This is a genomic window from Pediococcus sp. M21F004 (assembly GCF_051122535.1).
In the GTDB taxonomy this organism is placed as follows: Bacteria; Bacillota; Bacilli; order Lactobacillales; family Lactobacillaceae; genus Pediococcus; species Pediococcus inopinatus.
Genome location: NZ_CP177314.1, coordinates 1,031,283 through 1,048,009 on the forward strand (window position 1 = coordinate 1,031,283; position 16,727 = coordinate 1,048,009).

The following is a 16,727-nucleotide window of genomic DNA, read 5'->3' on the forward strand; positions in this document are numbered from 1 at the left end:
AAAAAGGCCGGCCTTTAAAAGCTACCCACCTTTTAAGAACACTTCTTCATTCTAGCATTGTCCGTACCAACTTCCCAATAATGTTATTCATCATTCCAGAATAGTTTTACCGGTATAAAGTTCGTAGTACTCGCCTTTTTCTTCCATCAAGGATTCATGATTACCAGCTTCGATAATTTTTCCGTCTTCAATCGCCAAGATCTCATCAGAGTTATGAATTGTGGACAACCGATGGGCAATCACAAACGTTGTTCTCCCCTTCATCAAATTATCCATCCCTGACTGGACCAAAGCCTCAGTACGTGTGTCAATACTTGAAGTAGCTTCATCCATAATCATCGTTGGCGGATCGGCAATGGCAGCTCGCGCAATTGATAATAATTGACGCTGCCCTTGTGATAAATCAGACCCAGAACCGTCAATCACCGTGTCGTATCCTCTAGGCAAATTACGAATAAAGCTATCCGCATTTGCCAATTTAGCCGCCGCGATCACTTCTTCATCCGTGGCCTCTAAACGACCATAGCGAATATTATCACGAATTGAAGCCGTAAATAAATTCGTATCCTGCAAAACAATTCCCATCGATAACCGCAAACTAGCCTTTTGGATTTGTTTGATATCGATACCGTCATAAATAATCTGACCACTGGAAATATCATAGAAACGATTCAACATATTGGTAATGGTGGTCTTACCGGCTCCGGTTGCCCCGACAAACGCCATCTTTTCCCCAGGTTTCGCATCTAATGAAATGTGATGCAAAACGGTCTTTTTACCATCATAGCTAAAGCTGACATCTTTAAATTGAATGTGGCCTTTGACCGGTATGAGTTTAACAGTGCCATCGGCTTCAACCGTTTTCCAGGCCCATTTATCAGTCCGGTCACTGGTCTCTGTCAAGTCGCGCTGCTCGTTTTCAGTCACATAAACTAAAGTTGTATTTCCTGAATCCTGTTCAACCGGTTCATCAAACAATTGAAACATCCGTTGCGCACCAGCCAACCCCATGATTATCGAGTTTAACTGCATGGTGATTTGCGCAATTGGTTGACTAAAAGAACGGCTCAACTGAACGAACGCGGCAATTTCACCTAACGTAATGGGCGTGACATGATTTACTGCCAAATACCCACCCACAACGGCAATCAGCACATATAAAATATTGCCGACATTTCCCATGATTGGGAATAACATCGTTGAAAGGCCATTAGCCATGCTGGCGTCTTGACGTAATTCTTCATTTCGTGTATCAAACCCCGCTTTAGATTGTTTCTCATGAGAAAATACTTTAATAACTTTTTGACCATTCAGCATTTCTTCGATATAGCCATCAATATTTCCTAACGACTTTTGCTGCATGCGGAAATAATAACTACTTTTCGAACTTAATTTTCGTACAATAAAGACGCTCAGCGCAAAAATTACCAAACTAATTATGGTCAACATTGGGCTCAACGTAATCATGGCTGTTAATGTAAAGACAATGTTAAAAAGCGCGTTGATAAACATGGGGAAACTCTGTTCTACCATTTGCCGCAAAGTATCCACATCGTTGGTATAACGGCTCATGACATCCCCATAATCGTTGGAATCAAAATAACTCAAAGGCAACTTTTGCATGTGGGTAAACATTTCATCCCGAATTCGTTTTTGCAATTTCTGCCCAGTCATAATCATCAACTGTGAATATAATAAGGTTCCGACGACCCCCAACAAATAAATTGCCCCCATTAAAATGATCATATGCAATAATGGGGTGAAATTTGGATGAGCAACTTTCATTAAAGGCGTAATATAGTCATCAATTAACCGCTGAATAAACAGTGTCCCAATGACCGATGCTCCAGCCGAAACAATCACAGAGAAGAAGGCAATAAAAAGGGCAAAGTGACTTTTCTGCAAAATATATTTCAATAACCGCCATAAAATCTGCCACGCTGAGCCATCTAGTTTAGCTCTTCCGGCAACTCTAGTTCTTTGCATGCGCTTCTCCTCCTTTGATTTGTGAGTTATAAATATCTTGGTAAAGTTCGTCTGATTTCATCAGTTCATCATGCGTGCCGATTGCTTCAATCTTGCCTTGATCAATGACCACAATTCGATCTGCACCTTGTACGGAAGAAATCCGTTGGGCAATGATCAGCTTGGTCATTTCAGGCAATTCATCACGAAACGCCTTTTGAATCAAGCTATCTGTATGCGTATCGACGGCACTGGTTGAATCATCAAGAATTAAAATCTTAGGCTTTTTCAACAGGGCTCGAGCAATTGTCAGCCGTTGTTTTTGACCACCAGACACGTTACTCCCGCCTTGTTCAATATGTGTATTGTAGCCATCTGGCAAACTTTGAACAAAGGCATCCGCTTGAGCTAATTTGGCAGCCTGCACTAATTGTTCGTCAGTAGCTTCTTCATCACCCCAGCGTAAATTATCCGCAATGGTCCCTGAAAACAAAACGTTTTGTTGCAGCACCATGGAAACATTATCCCGAAGTGTTTTAATGTCATAGTTTCGCACATCTTGACCACCAACTTTGACGACCCCTTGATTAACATCATAAAGGCGAGGAATCAGCTGTACAAGCGTACTCTTCCCACTTCCAGTTTCACCAATCACCCCAATAGTCTCGCCTGGTTTGATATGCAAATTAATACCTTCCAACCGCGTTACTTGGTCATCTTCATAGGCAAAATCCACATTATCAAATTCAATGTCGCCATCTTTTACCTCAGTTACGGGGTTTTTCGGATTTATCAGCGTACTTTCATACGTCAAAACTTCATTGATCCGCTGTGCAGAGGCTAAAGAAATTGTCATTTGATTAAACACATTTGATAACATATTCAAACTCATCAAAACTGACATGGCATAAGCTATTAAACTAACTAATTGACCAGTCTGCATGGTGCCATCCACAATCCTTCTAGCCCCAAACCACGCCAAGAACAGTAATGTGCCATACATCACAAACTGCATAATGGGACTATTTAATTGGAGAATCCGTTCTGCTTTACTGAAGACTTCATAGATCCTAGAAGAAGCTTGCGCCGCTTTTTTATCTTCCGTTTCAGCACGATTGTAAGTTTTTACTACCCGAATGCCACGTAAATTTTCTCGAACAACCTGGTTCAATCCATCATAACGTTGGTAAACCTTCTTAAACAGCGGTCGACCAATGGCGATAATCACCGTTAATCCGATTACCATGGCCGGTACAGACACAACAAAAACCATGGCCATTTGCGCATCCACCGTGAAAGCCATTGTGATTGAAAAGATTAGCATCAACGGCGCTCTGGCAGCCATCCGAATCAACATTTGAAAAGCTTGTTGAATATTCATGATGTCCGTTGTAAGCCGCACCACAATACTAGAGGTCGAAAAATGGTCCACATCTTCAAAGGAGAAATCCTGAATGTGATGATATAAATCATGGCGCAGATTTTTCGCAAATCCCGCACTAGCCTTGCTTGAATACCAACTAGCTCCTGCACCACCGGCTAAGGAAATTAGTGTCCCCACTAACATAAAGGCCCCTAATTTTTCGATATACGCTAAATTTCCGGGAACAATTCCCTTATCGATCATTTTTGACATTAAAAACGGAATAAACGTTTCGATAAAGGTTTCGATGGCTACCAATATCGGTGAGAGCAAGGCATACTTTTTATACTCTCTTACTGAATGTCCAATTCGTTTTAGCACTAGTTGTCACCTCCTATTTTTGCATCTTTTAAATTTTTCGTCATTTGTTGAGTTACTCTTTGCCAAGTAGCAATGTCGTCTACAGAAACTCCTTGGATCATCTTATTTTCAAAATCGATCGTCCCTTGGACAACACTTTTCTGGAATTTTAAAGCCTTGGGGGTAAGCACAATTAGTTTTAATCGGGCATCATTTTCGACCGCTTCACGGGTAATGTAGCCATTGTCTTCCAATTTCTGTAACAGACTAGTTACCGATGACCGCCGAATACCAAATTGTTTTTCGATGTCTCGTTGGTAAACTGCCTGCTTTCCCGCGCGTATCAAGAGAAAGTGTAAAACGCTCCCTTGTTTACCAGTGATATCATCATCCAAAAAGCTTTCATTAAATTTTCGGGTTGAGCAATTCGCCAGAATATGAATTTGCCGATTAATTCCAAGATGTTTTTGCATAAGTTGCCTCTGTATTTTTTATTGTTAGAATTCTAACAACCTAAGATAACACTTTCAAAATGACTTGCAATTATTCGGATTTTGGACAAAAAAATAGACAGTCCGCTCCCCTAATTCGGTTTTTACTCTCGAATCGGTTGAGCGACTGTCCTGTTTAAAATTAAGATTACAAAATTGCTTTTAGATCCAGTAAGTCGTCAATTTGATAAGTTGGACTCACTGATGAATGATTTGGTTGTAACGCAGGATTAAACCAGACTGAATCGATTCCCGCATTGGCGCCACCCTGAATATCGGACGTTAATGAATCACCGATTATTAAAGAATTTTTGGGAGTAAACCCAGCAATATGTTGGGCAATAAAATCGAAAAATTCAATTCTTGGTTTTTGATAGCCAACTTCTTCAGACACAAAAATATGTTTAAAGTATGTAGTCAATCCCGAATCGTTTAGCCGTTGCTGTTGAACAGATCCAATCCCGTTGGAAACGATAAATAGATTAAATTGGTCTTTCAAACTGTTCAGTAATTCTACCGCGTGCGGTTCTAACTGGTGACCCTGATTCAAAAATTCTCGATAAATTTTTTCATACTTAATCCCATCAACTGCCTCATTAAAATGGGCGAAAAGTTTGGTAAATCGCGTGTTAACCAGTGTTTGGCGATCTAATTGGCCAAGCTCAAAGCGTTGCCACATATGCTCATTAAGTGTGCGAAAATAGGTAACCATGTCATCTGTTAGTGGATATTTAATTTCTGTAAACAGCCCTTTAAGCGCCTGATTCTCAGCTGCTTGAAAATCTAATAACGTATCATCCACATCAAATAATAAATTCTGATATTTCATGCTTTTCACCTCAATCCCTCTTGTGTTGCATTATACCAAATTCTACCCAATTTTGACGAATTTCTTTGGAATATCCGCGTAAATAATGGTCATTTCACTCTCAACTATGGTACATTAAATGTAAGGGCTCAACATTACGAAAAGGATCAGTCCGGCTGGGTGTCGAAATGCCGTAGTGATAATGGTATTTTGCGGACGCAAAATAGTCACTAAAAAACGAGGAGGGCCAGTCCGACTTGGCGTTATTGCCTTAGCGAGGATGGTCACCGTAGCGAAAATAAGATTTTGCGGATGCAAAATAGCCATTAAATATGAGGAGGATTTACCATGAACGATTTAACGAAACTTGCAGAAGAGATTATTAATTACCAAAAGAAACATGATATGACAGATGCTTCAGTGGCATTTGGCACACATTTATCTGTGGAAAAAATCCATAACATCAAAATTAACAAGTATAATCCAACGGAAGATGATGTTCGCCGGATTAGTAACTTTATGAGAGATAATAAATAGTGAAAGAAGTCAGTTGTAAAAAGAGACCCATAAGTGTGACGGATACAGGATCGTGATCCCGTGGAAGTCATACTTATGGGTCTCTTTTTGACTTGCTTAGTTGTCCTGAAAAATAAAGGCAAAGTTCCAAGTCATTTCAAAGCCGATTTTTTAGATTTTATTATACTTTTTGCGCTTCTACATAGGCCTGATAAGTTTCCTCATCAAAACAAACCATTGTCACATCTTTGACATTTTGGGCAGTTTTTAAAAATTCATTGATAGTCGTAACCGCAAGCTCAGCTCCCGCTTGCAGTGGGAACCGGTACACACCTGTGCTAATCGACGGAAACGCCACACTGCCACAGTGATTTTCTTCTGCTAATCGTAAACTATTTTGATAACTACTTCGGAGCAATTCAGCTTCATTATGCTGGCCACCACGCCAAATGGGACCTGGTGTATGAATGACAAACTTAGCTGGTAATTTAAAACCAGGCGTTATCTTAGCCTCACCCGTTTTACAACCATGGAGCAATCGACAAGCCGCCAATAACTCTGGACCGGCTGCGCGATGGATCGCCCCGTCAACACCGCCCCCACCAAGTAATGTGGTATTAGCTGCATTCACAATTGCGTCCACGGGCATGGTCGTCACATCCCCACGAATTACTTCAAATGCCATTTCTTTCACCTCTTACAAAAGTCCCTTATCACGCAAATGATTTTCAATGAGAACCGCATTTAAGAAATCAAACGACAGTTCATCCACCTCTTCAATCGCAATTTCCACGCCCGTTTGATCGACATATAAATCAGGGTCAATCACATGGAACCGGAAAGTGTCAGCAGTCACATCCGTCACATAGCCCATTTCGCGTGCGCTACTTAGTAAAGCGATGCTCAAGACCCGTGAAAAGGTCTCAGTTTGTTTGAGTAACGCCATCATCAAATCATCCGTAGCATCAAATAAACGTTCCTCATTAAGCACCGGTTGTACGAAGGTCTGGTTCTTTTTTTGATACCCAATAAAAGCCTTCATGACCTGCATATAATCGGATTGCAACGTGATACTGGCGATTGCATCAAGCCGAATTAGTGAATAACCACCGAATTGCCCGGCCATATCCACTAAATTGCACAAAACTTCTGTCTCATTAACGGCATTTACAGTCCCCACAAAAAAGTTTGGTGATTTAGTTTCGTCATTAATTGTAATCAGTTCTTGCTTTTGTTCCGCGTTTTTCAAAACCGCATAAAACCCTTTTGCATCGGTTAATGTTAACCGGGATTCGGGTTGCTGTTGTGCAATTTTGGGCCAGGTCGCCGTTTCAACTGCTAGTTCTCGTCCAGAAAACTCCACAATTTCGGCTTCTGTATATTTAAACGTAGTCGTGATTTCATGTGTCAAATTAAATTTATCCACTAAATGCATTTCAAAATCATTTTCATGGATTGCAGTAACAGCGCCCTCTTGATAATGTTCTAGATCGCTTCTAGTTAAAACTAAAAACTGTTTGTTTTTATAAGCAGCTTCCACCACTTGTTTAATTAAATCGCTAGTTGAAACGAAAACCGGAATCTGATCCGTTACCGTAAATAGCTGATCGTTTTCCGCAATCTGAATGGTTTCCAACATGTTATCCAGATCAGGGCTGTCAAACTCCACATTATCAATGGCATCAAATTGAATGTAGACCGCGCCATCAGCTTGGCCAGTATCATCGTAAGTGTTAAGAATGACCCCATCCGCACCAATACTATTAACAAAGCCGGTATAAAATGTTTCCTGTTCTTTTGGAAAAACGTTAGCTAACCGTTGATCATTCTTGGCAAACTCCAAATCATATAAAATTGAATCCATCGAAACACCCCCTAATCTGAATTTCTTCTCATTATATATACAACTAACAAGCCCAAGAGAACTAATCCTCCGAGCACAAAAAATGTTCCATGATTAAACCAATCAGAAATGAATCCGAAGACAAACGACCCGAATGGATGCATACTGTCAAAACAGAGAAACCAAATCGAGAAAACCCGTCCTAAAAAGGCCACATCTGTCAAATCTTGAACAATGGTCATCATGCGGATTCCCATTCGTGAAGTATAAAATCCGTAACCAAATGCAGAAATTAACAACAGCCCATAATTAACCCAAACGCCGGTCAATATTAAAATGATTGCTAAAATAAAAGCATCCTGATAATTCGTTTTAATTTTTGGTTTATGTTTATTTAAAACTAAAGATAGGCCTCCCAGCATACCGCCCACAGCTACCAACGTCAAGACATAACTATATAATTTCTCATCGCCGTTATAATAGCGGTCCACATCATAAGGAAGCAACAGTGTGTAGCCGGCGTACATGGCGGCTAAAAACGCGTCAAAAATAATCAGCTGGAACACGTCTTGTTTATTCCGAACGTATGCCAAACCCTTGGCTAAGCTCTCTAAAATCGGCATTGATTCTTTAGTATGATCTTTTTCCGGCTTGTACTTCAGTGCCAAAGTCAAAATAAAAGATAACAAAAATGAACCGGCATTGATAAATAAAAAGGACCGAAAATTAATCCAGTGCAAAGTCAGTAAGAAGCCGCCAAACAATGGCGCAATGATGTCTGCCAGGGTCAGGCCCGTGTTTGACCAAGAATTAAATACCGACAATTTATCACTGCGAATGATTTCTGGAATTACCGCTTTAGCAGCCGGAAAGTTAAATGCCAACCCAATATCAATGATGCAAGTTAACAAAACTAATTGGTAAAATACCGGCTCATTGACATCCATAATCCCGGCCATAATTAAACACGCGAGGAAACTAACGAGATCAGCAAGTAACATAACGAGTTTTCGATTATATTTATCAACCAACGGACCAGCAAATAAATCACCTGCCACTAAAACAATTCCCCCGATTCCTTGCACAATCCCTAACAAAGAGGCGTGACCGGTAGCCCGAACAATAAACCAGTTTAGCCCAAAAATAAAGAGCGCATCCCCTAGTCGCGACACAAATGGGCTAAAGAATAATGGCCAACTAAATTTTTGTTTTGTTCGATCATCCATTTCACACACCTCCAAGTAGTACGTCTCTTCATTCTACAAGAGTTATGCAGACGTGACAATGCTTGAAGACAGCCAAAAACAACCACCCAAGTTTTTAAACAAGTGTGGTTGCCAGTTAATTATTTAAATTAGAAAAAAACTTTATCTTGCCGGATTATTTTTAATTCCATTTTTGTCCGTAAAATCAATAAAACCAACGTTATCGTCAATGGCACCACCATCTCCGCTTAGTTGCAAAGTTCCAAGATGGCTGTTGAATTTCATCGTCATGTTTTCTTCCAAATCATCAGTTGAATAGTCCTTAATTAATAAATCACCAATGTTAGACTTCACAGTCTCGTTATAGCCGGTTACCGGCATATCCTTAGCTACAATATTAATGGTAAACTGGACTTGCATATGAATCATCGCGTGTTGGGAATAGTCTCCCACCCCATCTTCAAAAGTTAATAATAAACGTTTATTGTCATCCAAATGCGCTTGAATTTTTTCTGCAGATGCTGAATCAAATTTAATATTCATTATGACGTCCTCCAATTCGATTTTTCTTCATTGTAATCGCTTAATCACAAAACACCAAGCATATTTACTTGGAACTTCACAAAAATGCTTTATGCTAGAGTTATACGTTTAAACTGAAAAGAAAATTAAAAGGAGTAACCATGGAAAAATTCGAAAAATATCGCCCAATCCTGACCCCCCATTTCACTCTGGATTGGCTTACAGCCACAAAAGTTAAAGATATTTATACGCTGCGCCATGACGAAAACATCGCCAAAATGAGTGATCGGACAATTGATCCCACGATCCAAGATACCGTTGATTACGTGAATCAAGCCATGCGTCTGATCATGAACAACGACTCTTTGTTATGGGGAATCTCTGATCGTAAAATTGATGAATTTTTGGGAACTTTTTGCATTTGGAATTTTAATGACCCCAAAACGGCCGCAGAAATTCGGTTTGAAATCCTTCCCAATCAACAAAATCATGGCATCATGACCGAAATTCTTCAACATATGACAGAATTTGCCTTTAATGAGTTGGGTTTAACAACTTTATATGCGGTCGCAAAGCAGGCCAACACACCAGCAATCACGATCTTAAAGAAAACCGGCTTTGAAATTGATCCAACCTATCCCGGTGGGAAAAACACTTTAAGTTTTTCAATCTCCAAATCCGTTTAGTCGTTGTACCATTCCAATTTTTCTAAACTTTTTTTAATCGCGTCCAGTGACTTTTGTGCATCTGAAGTCGGGACGCTTTTTTGTTGCACTTTTTTTGGAGATTTCGGAGTTGTTTGGGACATAACGGGCTTACTAGCAACTGATTGTCGTTGTGTACCACTCATTTTATCCATCGTTTGATTTAATAAATGATCCACAAAAACATTGCCTTCATTAGTGGCGTGGCCTTTTGTCCAATGAAACTGCAAATGACTGAACTTAGGTAAAAGCCCGTCCAATTGTCGCCACAACTCGCTGTTAGCTAATGGTTGCCCCGTTCCACGTTTCCAGCCGCGCCGTTTCCAGCCAGCTATCCAGTGCTTTTGAATCGCATTTAAAACATACTGGGAATCCGTCACAATTGAAATAGCAGCCGCTTGTTTTCGATTGGCTTCCAGCCATTCCAAGGCACGAATCAACGCCATGATTTCCATGCGGTTATTCGTTGCGCCAAACTCACCTTGAGAATCCGAGACTTGTTGACCATTTAAATTAATCAAATATGCCCAAGCTGCTTTATCCTGTTTCTTAACGTGTCCGCCATTCACATTCCCCGTATTTCGGGATCCACCGTCTGTATACACCACAAGGTCGGAATCATTTGGTTGTTGGCTTGGGGCAGGAGTTATTTTTTTAGAAACTGTTTTTTTCGTAATTGTCCCACCATCATCTAACCATTGACGGGCCTCAGCTTCCGTTGTGAACCCTTTGTATCTTGCCCCAGGAAAACCATCAATCATTGCCTTAGTCTCGTTCCAGTCTGTAAAAATACCGGTTTGCTTGCCTTTTGCGACTGCGTAAAATTTTTTCTTACTTGCCATGTTAGTTTTCTCCAATTCATATGTATAAAAAAATTCCTCTAGGATAAGTTTAATACCATTGTATCAACTTATCCTAGAGGAATCGAACACGTTATCCGAAACGGAATCATTAGCATCCAAAATTGCTAGACCTCGAATTTCTTATTAGTTTGCGTACTGTTGTACTAGACCATTAGTTTTTTCGTTTAACTTGTTAAGTGCTTCAGTGATTGTCACACCACTGGCTTTAATATTTGGATCGCGTTTTTCACTTGCCCAGAATAATTGTGTTTCTGTATCCAAAGCAATGCGATAATCACGATTACTAAAATTTCCAAATCTCATTGTAAAACCTTCTTTCCTTATTGTTTCTCAACAAAGGATTAGAATGAGATACGAAATATCAATGCTTCAAAATGAATATCTTTTGCTGCAGCCGCGTTCTTCCCTTCAAAAATGATATGTCGTACCAACTACCTTTGTTAGCTGTAGTTACTGTACTTGCATTTGTAACTACTATTTTGAATACTAACACTAAAATAGAATTAAAGGCAAGCAAAACGATTCAAAAATAAGAAGTAATGCATAACGTTCACCGATAACTTGAACTAAATGAAACTAAAAGTACGCTCATCTACTCATTCGGGTATATAATATAGTCATTTAAAGCGTTTTCGAAAGCTGACTTTTGGATGCATGCTCAGTAATTGCAGAGAGGAAGTTTAACATGAAAAAAAAATTACGTTATCTTACTTTATCTATTGTTGGTTTAGTACTGGTATGTTTAATATTTATCAGTTTATCATCGTATAGCAAACACAAGGCCTCCTTTGACACTAATGTTGTTAGCTCCAGTAAACAAGATAGCACTAATGCCGCATGGTGGGCACACACGTGGTCAGTTCCTGATAAAAAGTCGTCATCTACTACCAAAAAATTCAATCCAAGAAAAACTTCTGTCACTAATTTTAGTAATGATACTAACACGACAAAAAAATGAAGAAAAAAGCGTTAAATTCTGACTGCCATTTTACATGTGAACCATCTTTTATTCCATAAGTTTTTACCTTTTAGTCATTTACCGCTAAGCCTTACTTAGGACAGCTTAACAAGTCAAAAGGCCGGAAATAAGTATGCTTCCAACGGGATTGCGATCCCGCATACTTCCCTTACCTGCACCTCTTCGCTAAGCCTTAGGACAGCTCGACAAGTCAAAAGGCCGGAAATAAGTATGCTTCCCGCGGGATGCGATCCCGCATACAGCACACTTATTTCCGGCCTTTTACCGACTTGTCTCACTCACTAGCCTTTGTTCAAAATATACAAGAAGAAGATAAACACGAAGAACAATCCGTACATAATCGGATGCACTTCCTTACCTCGTTTTGCAGCAATCATTGTAATTGGGTACGTAATAAACCCAAGGGCAATCCCATCCGAAACACTATACGTCAATGGCATTCCGATCAAAATCAAAAATGCTGGAATGGCAATTTCCATTTTTTCCCAAGCAATATGTTTCATGGATTGTGCCATCAATACCCCAACAATAATCAACGCTGGTGCTGTTACCTGACTCGTGACAACAGCTAACATTGGTGAGAAGAATAATCCCAAGATAAACAATACTCCGGTTGTCACAGCCGTTAATCCAGAACGACCACCAACGGCAATTCCGGCTGAAGATTCAACATACGCGCCAACTGGTGAAGTTCCAAAGACTGAACCAGCCAACATTGCAGTCGAATCTGACATCAAAGCTTTACCAACTCGTGGCATTTTATTATCTTTCATAAATCCAGCTTGCTGTGCTAAACCAACCAAGGTACCAGCTGTATCAAAGAAAGTAACCAATAAGAATGTTAAAACAACCACCCATAATTGGACTGTATTAATATCACCAATATGTCGCACACCAACCATAAATGTTGGTTTCAAACTTGGAGCAGCTGATACCCATTGAGCTGGTGCTTTAATCAAACCAGTTAACAAACCTAAAATTGCAGTTGCTGCCATACCAATAAAAATTCCACCTGGTACACGACGAACCATTAAAATTGCAGTTAAAATTAAACCAAAAATTGTTAACCAGGTTGTGGCAACTCCCAATGAGCCTAAACCAACCACTGTCGATTTATTCGCGACGATCAAACCACCATCATGTAAACCAATAAAAGCAATAAACAACCCAATCCCACTAGAAATCGCGTATTTCAAATCTGCAGGAATGGCATTAATAATCATTTCACGTAATTTAAAAATTGTAATGACAATAAAAATCAACGAAGCAACAAAAACGCCGGCCAATGCTGTTTGCCAAGGAATCTTCATCCCGATACAAACTGAATAAGCGAAAAAGGCGTTAATTCCTAATGCTGGTGCTGTTGCAATTGGATATTTAGCAAGCACTCCCATCAAAAAACAACCCAACGCACTAGCTAAGGCTGTGGCTGTAAACACAGCCCCTTTGTCCATTCCTGAAGCTCCCAAGACACTTGGATTCACAAATAAAATGTAGGCCATTGAGATGAACGTGGTAAATCCTGCCAAGATTTCCCGTTTCACGGTTGTATGTAACTGATCGATCTCAAAATAATTCTTAATCTTTTCTCCCATAACTGCATTTCTCCCTTAGCCTTGCTAATTTTAAATTAGCTCTCTATGTTTGTTCGTGTTTTGCTATCAAAACTACAATATACATCTTACTATAAAATCGTTTCAAAGTAAAACACAAACTTTATATTATTTTGCATTTGCAAATGGTTTAAAAAAGCAATCTAAATTTATTTAAAATTCAGATGATTGGCTCTCGTATTTCTTATAATAAGGGTGTATAATTCATGTTTATGACAGTTTGTCATATCGGACACGTATAAACGTAAAATTAAAGGATGGTACATTATGAAAAAGTTGTTAACTGGGGTTATTGGTCTATTGGCGCTCGCCACGTTAGCTGGTTGTGGCAATCATAAATTATCCGTTGGCGCATCCACGAAAACGCCGAGTGGAATGGTAGCCGTCATTAAAGGAAAGACGAGTAAAAATGCCAAAATAAGTTACAAAATTGATAACCAATCAAAAAAGGCTGTCAAAAATACTGATGGTGCTTATATAATCGAAGTTCCCGCTAAAACTAAGCAGCAAACTGTTGTCGTTACATCTCAAAAAGATTCTGACGTCATCACTAAAAAAGTTACTATTAATAAAACCAAGGCACTTGGCAAATACAAAACAATTTCCGCTAGCTATAACCAGGCAGTCATTGGGATGTCTCTATCAAAAGCTGATCAAAAGAAAGCTAAGGATTTAGCGGCGGCTGAAAAAAAGGCTAAAGCTAGTTCATCGACAACAACTTCAGCAGCTAAGGCCAAAGCAGTGATTGCTAAACTTCCTGCATCCCAACAAAAGGCTGCTCTTGCAAAATTACAGGCCCAAGCAAAAGAAATGACTGCCCTTCAAAAAGAAGGCAAAGAAGTCCAGGCTGCAATGGCAACTGCTAAGAAAGAAAACAAAGACAAATTATTACCTACTACCCTATCAAATGGTGTAAAAAATGTGATTACCCAAAACAATTACACCGTTCGGGCCAACTATCAGGACAAGAACTTAATGGGCTTAACCCTTATCGTGCCTGTAAAAGCCATGAAACAAAAAGATGGTCAAAAAGATTTTGGAACTGTTTTTGCGCTATTGTCTAATGAATTAGGCGCAAACTACAAGTCAGTTATGAAACAATTTGAAAAATTACAAAAAGATGCAAAAAATAGTAGCAGTACTTCGACTGCGACTAACGTGATTAAATCTAACGGTGTCAAATTTGCAGTTGGTTATTCAACCACTCACCTTTATATTTATATTACTAAATAAATTTTGGTATCTAAAAACACCAACTGATCACTTCAAAAATGATTGGTTGGTGTTTTTTTATTCTTTGAATTTTATGCACTGTTTTTAGGACAGCTCAACAAACCAAAAGATCAGGAATAAGCACGCCTCCAGCGGGATTGCAATCCCGCATCCAGGACAGTTATATTCCGGCCTTTAACGCTTTATCTCACTCACTACCCTTAGGACAGTTCCTTGAAGCAGCACAAAAAATATAAGCATGCCTACCGTGGGATTGCGATCCCACTATCGGCACGCTTATATTTTATTGTCCTACCGCTTCAATCCACTCACTACCAGATTTGCACCCGTTTCTCCGGTGCCAAGTACATACCATCGCCAGGTTGCACATTGAAAGTCTCGTAAAACTCATCAAAGTTTTTAACCTGCACATTTGCCCGCAACTTATCTGGGGCATGCACATCAATTGAAAGGAGTAATTGTTTGCGTTCCTTTGTCGCCTTACTACGCCATACTGTTGCCCAGTTTACAAAGAACTCTTCTAAATCAGGATCACCAGTCAACTTGGCTGCGCCCAAAGCACAACTCAAACCACCATCATCAGCCACGTTTTCGGTTACCACTAACTTACCGTTAACCTTACCGCCAGCATATGGAAGTCCATCAAATTCATCAATCATGGCTTGCGAACGCTTCTTGAATTCCTTCATATCATCGTCTGTCCACCAGTTATTCAAGCTTCCGTTTTCATCAAACAAAGCGCCATTCGGATCAAACGCATGCGAAATTTCATGAGCCATAACTGCTCCGATACCACCGTAATTTTGGCTTGCTGTTTGTTTTAAACTGTAAAATGGTGCTTGAAGAATCGCTGCTGGGAAACAAATCAAGTTACCTTCTGGTGAATAATACGCATTCACAGTGTCAGCACTCATTTCCCACTTTTCTTTGTCGACTGGTTGATTAAATTTGCTGAGTTCGTCTTCAGTAAACACTTTAGAAAAGGCCTGAATATTTTCTAGCAAACTACCACCTTCTGCAGCTGTGGTTGTATGCAACTTCTTGAAGACGTCTTCCATTTTGTCTGGATAACCAACGTGGATATCCATCGCGTTTAACTTCACAACCGCTTTTTCACGAGTCGCCTTGCTAAGCCATGTGTTGTTCTGGAGCTTTTGTTTATAGACACCTGTCATGGCTACAACCATATCATGAACATCTTGCTTAGCTTTTTCACCAAAATACTTCTTGCCATAGTAGTCACCAACAACTTGACTAAAGATCCGCCGTGCCAAATAAAAGGCACTCTTTTCCTGTTTCATTGCAGCTTTCTGACCAGATAAAGTTCGTGAATACGTTCCAGCAACTTGACGGAAGTCTTCACCCAAATACGTTGCCAGATGACGAACGACATTGACAATTGCCCAATTTTTAAATGCTGGGAAAGTCTCTTTATTAACAATTTTAGTAAAGTTTTCAAAGAATTTCGGTTCCGTGACGATCACTTGCTTTGGTTTTTCACCTAACAATTCAACAACGGCATCCCCAATCTTAAATTCACCTAATTGTTTGACAAATTCATCAAATTCAATCGGATTATATAAGTTGGCAACATCGCTCATCTCTTCAGAATTTTTCTTAAACGGTGCCATCGAAGCATCAAATTGTTTGGCATCCGCCACCATTTTTTTAGCTTCATCTTCAGATTTGCCCACCATTGTGAGTAACTTCTCTACCATTTGTGTAAAGACTGCTAAAAGCTGGGGACCAGCCTGATTATCTTTATCATAATAGGTTTTGTCAGGAAGAATCAAACCGCCACCTTCAGCCCAGAGCACATTGAGTTTAGTTTTGCCCTGGCTCTTAAGATCAGGCTGCACACCAATATCAAATGGCGTTGGTAAGCCCTCAACGGACCACTCTTTAAATTGTTTGCTGAGCTCTTCAAAACTAGAAATTGCTTCAACTTTATCAATATATGGTTTCAAAGGAGCGGCACCATCTTGATCCCGTTTTTTAAAGTCTGCTGCTAATTCATAAAACTTCAAAAATTCTTTCATCAATGGGTCTTCATTAACGAGCTTGCCAGATTTCATATCAGCAAAATCACTCATTAATTTTTCGTCCACATCATCTACTAAATCCATAAAACCACCTGTCGAAGAGTGGTCTCCTGGAATTACTGCAGTTTCAAGCCATTCGCCATTTACTGCATCATAAAAATCATTTCTTAATTTTGTTTTATCAGCCATTTCATCCCAACCTTTTTCTTTAGATAGCAAT

At 39.6% G+C, this 16,727-nt stretch carries 15 protein-coding genes; 3 read left to right on the forward strand and 12 right to left on the reverse strand.

Going from position 1 to position 16,727, the window contains the following annotated elements; translation table 11 throughout:
• Positions 1–90: 90 nt before the first annotated feature.
• The 4 genes from ACLHK8_RS05445 to ACLHK8_RS05460 form a co-directional block, all read right to left on the reverse strand.
• Positions 91–1,986 (reverse strand): ABC transporter ATP-binding protein, encoded by a 1,896-nt coding sequence (locus ACLHK8_RS05445; RefSeq protein ID WP_434520473.1) that lies wholly within the window; start codon positions 1,984–1,986, stop codon positions 91–93.
• Positions 1,973–3,709 (reverse strand): ABC transporter ATP-binding protein, encoded by a 1,737-nt coding sequence (locus ACLHK8_RS05450; RefSeq protein WP_434520474.1) that lies wholly within the window; start codon positions 3,707–3,709, stop codon positions 1,973–1,975. The genes ACLHK8_RS05445 and ACLHK8_RS05450 overlap by 14 nt, the downstream gene beginning before the upstream one ends.
• On the reverse strand, positions 3,709–4,161 hold the full coding sequence (locus tag ACLHK8_RS05455) for a MarR family winged helix-turn-helix transcriptional regulator (protein WP_434520475.1): 453 nt from the start codon (positions 4,159–4,161) through the stop codon (positions 3,709–3,711). Before ACLHK8_RS05455 ends, ACLHK8_RS05450 begins: the two co-directional genes overlap by 1 nt.
• A gap of 166 nt (positions 4,162–4,327) precedes the next feature.
• Positions 4,328–5,008: a YjjG family noncanonical pyrimidine nucleotidase gene (locus ACLHK8_RS05460; RefSeq protein ID WP_057774380.1), complete on the reverse strand. Its 681-nt coding sequence runs from the start codon at positions 5,006–5,008 to the stop codon at positions 4,328–4,330.
• 327 nt (positions 5,009–5,335) lie between these two features.
• On the opposite strand from ACLHK8_RS05460, the gene ACLHK8_RS05465 reads away from it, so the two are divergent.
• A complete protein-coding gene (locus ACLHK8_RS05465) occupies positions 5,336–5,524 on the forward strand; it encodes an LBP_cg2779 family protein (protein ID WP_057774383.1) in 189 nt (62 codons plus the stop codon).
• 160 nt (positions 5,525–5,684) lie between these two features.
• On the opposite strand, the gene ACLHK8_RS05470 is transcribed toward ACLHK8_RS05465, so the two are convergent.
• The 4 genes from ACLHK8_RS05470 to ACLHK8_RS05485 form a co-directional block, all read right to left on the reverse strand.
• Positions 5,685–6,188, reverse strand: a complete 504-nt coding sequence (locus ACLHK8_RS05470; RefSeq protein ID WP_434520476.1) for an O-acetyl-ADP-ribose deacetylase — start codon at positions 6,186–6,188, stop codon at positions 5,685–5,687.
• 12 nt (positions 6,189–6,200) lie between these two features.
• Positions 6,201–7,367: a hypothetical protein gene (locus ACLHK8_RS05475; RefSeq protein WP_434520477.1), complete on the reverse strand. Its 1,167-nt coding sequence runs from the start codon at positions 7,365–7,367 to the stop codon at positions 6,201–6,203.
• 11 nt (positions 7,368–7,378) lie between these two features.
• Positions 7,379–8,572 (reverse strand): MFS transporter, encoded by a 1,194-nt coding sequence (locus ACLHK8_RS05480; RefSeq protein WP_434520478.1) that lies wholly within the window; start codon positions 8,570–8,572, stop codon positions 7,379–7,381.
• A gap of 141 nt (positions 8,573–8,713) precedes the next feature.
• On the reverse strand, positions 8,714–9,094 hold the full coding sequence (locus tag ACLHK8_RS05485; protein ID WP_434520479.1) for an iron-sulfur cluster biosynthesis family protein: 381 nt from the start codon (positions 9,092–9,094) through the stop codon (positions 8,714–8,716).
• A gap of 140 nt (positions 9,095–9,234) precedes the next feature.
• Between ACLHK8_RS05485 and ACLHK8_RS05490 the strand changes: the two genes are divergently transcribed.
• Positions 9,235–9,759, forward strand: a complete 525-nt coding sequence (locus ACLHK8_RS05490) for a GNAT family N-acetyltransferase (protein WP_434520480.1) — start codon at positions 9,235–9,237, stop codon at positions 9,757–9,759.
• On the opposite strand, the gene ACLHK8_RS05495 is transcribed toward ACLHK8_RS05490, so the two are convergent.
• From ACLHK8_RS05495 to ACLHK8_RS05505, 3 genes are all read right to left on the reverse strand, one after another.
• Positions 9,756–10,619: a ribonuclease H family protein gene (locus tag ACLHK8_RS05495; RefSeq protein WP_434520481.1), complete on the reverse strand. Its 864-nt coding sequence runs from the start codon at positions 10,617–10,619 to the stop codon at positions 9,756–9,758. The two genes, ACLHK8_RS05490 and ACLHK8_RS05495, sit on opposite strands and share 4 nt — an antisense overlap.
• Positions 10,620–10,763: 144 nt before the next feature.
• Entirely contained in the window at positions 10,764–10,943 is a 180-nt protein-coding gene (locus ACLHK8_RS05500; RefSeq protein WP_057774402.1) for a hypothetical protein, read from the reverse strand.
• Positions 10,944–11,900: 957 nt separating this feature from the next.
• Positions 11,901–13,214 carry an NCS2 family permease gene (locus tag ACLHK8_RS05505; protein WP_057774408.1) on the reverse strand — a complete coding sequence of 438 codons (1,314 nt, stop codon included), beginning with the start codon at positions 13,212–13,214 and terminating at the stop codon, positions 11,901–11,903.
• A gap of 285 nt (positions 13,215–13,499) precedes the next feature.
• On the opposite strand from ACLHK8_RS05505, the gene ACLHK8_RS05510 reads away from it, so the two are divergent.
• Positions 13,500–14,465, forward strand: a complete 966-nt coding sequence (locus ACLHK8_RS05510; RefSeq protein ID WP_434520482.1) for a hypothetical protein — start codon at positions 13,500–13,502, stop codon at positions 14,463–14,465.
• A 311-nt stretch (positions 14,466–14,776) separates the two neighbouring features.
• Here the strand turns inward: ACLHK8_RS05510 and ACLHK8_RS05515 are convergent, their stop codons facing one another.
• On the reverse strand, positions 14,777–16,696 hold the full coding sequence (locus tag ACLHK8_RS05515) for a M13 family metallopeptidase (RefSeq protein WP_434520220.1): 1,920 nt from the start codon (positions 16,694–16,696) through the stop codon (positions 14,777–14,779).
• Positions 16,697–16,727: the final 31 nt, after the last annotated feature.

Coding starts and splice junctions, on each gene's coding strand:
- ACLHK8_RS05460 (WP_057774380.1), bottom strand. CDS start 5,008: ATGAAATATCAGAATTTATTATTTGATGTGGATGATACGTTATTAGAT.
- ACLHK8_RS05495 (WP_434520481.1), bottom strand. CDS start 10,619: ATGGCAAGTAAGAAAAAATTTTACGCAGTCGCAAAAGGCAAGCAAACC.
- ACLHK8_RS05515 (WP_434520220.1), bottom strand. CDS start 16,696: ATGGCTGATAAAACAAAATTAAGAAATGATTTTTATGATGCAGTAAAT.
- ACLHK8_RS05455 (WP_434520475.1), bottom strand. CDS start 4,161: ATGCAAAAACATCTTGGAATTAATCGGCAAATTCATATTCTGGCGAAT.
- ACLHK8_RS05510 (WP_434520482.1), top strand. CDS start 13,500: ATGAAAAAGTTGTTAACTGGGGTTATTGGTCTATTGGCGCTCGCCACG.
- ACLHK8_RS05500 (WP_057774402.1), bottom strand. CDS start 10,943: ATGAGATTTGGAAATTTTAGTAATCGTGATTATCGCATTGCTTTGGAT.
- ACLHK8_RS05505 (WP_057774408.1), bottom strand. CDS start 13,214: ATGGGAGAAAAGATTAAGAATTATTTTGAGATCGATCAGTTACATACA.
- ACLHK8_RS05470 (WP_434520476.1), bottom strand. CDS start 6,188: ATGGCATTTGAAGTAATTCGTGGGGATGTGACGACCATGCCCGTGGAC.
- ACLHK8_RS05480 (WP_434520478.1), bottom strand. CDS start 8,572: ATGGATGATCGAACAAAACAAAAATTTAGTTGGCCATTATTCTTTAGC.
- ACLHK8_RS05490 (WP_434520480.1), top strand. CDS start 9,235: ATGGAAAAATTCGAAAAATATCGCCCAATCCTGACCCCCCATTTCACT.
- ACLHK8_RS05475 (WP_434520477.1), bottom strand. CDS start 7,367: ATGGATTCAATTTTATATGATTTGGAGTTTGCCAAGAATGATCAACGG.
- ACLHK8_RS05445 (WP_434520473.1), bottom strand. CDS start 1,986: ATGCAAAGAACTAGAGTTGCCGGAAGAGCTAAACTAGATGGCTCAGCG.
- ACLHK8_RS05485 (WP_434520479.1), bottom strand. CDS start 9,094: ATGAATATTAAATTTGATTCAGCATCTGCAGAAAAAATTCAAGCGCAT.
- ACLHK8_RS05465 (WP_057774383.1), top strand. CDS start 5,336: ATGAACGATTTAACGAAACTTGCAGAAGAGATTATTAATTACCAAAAG.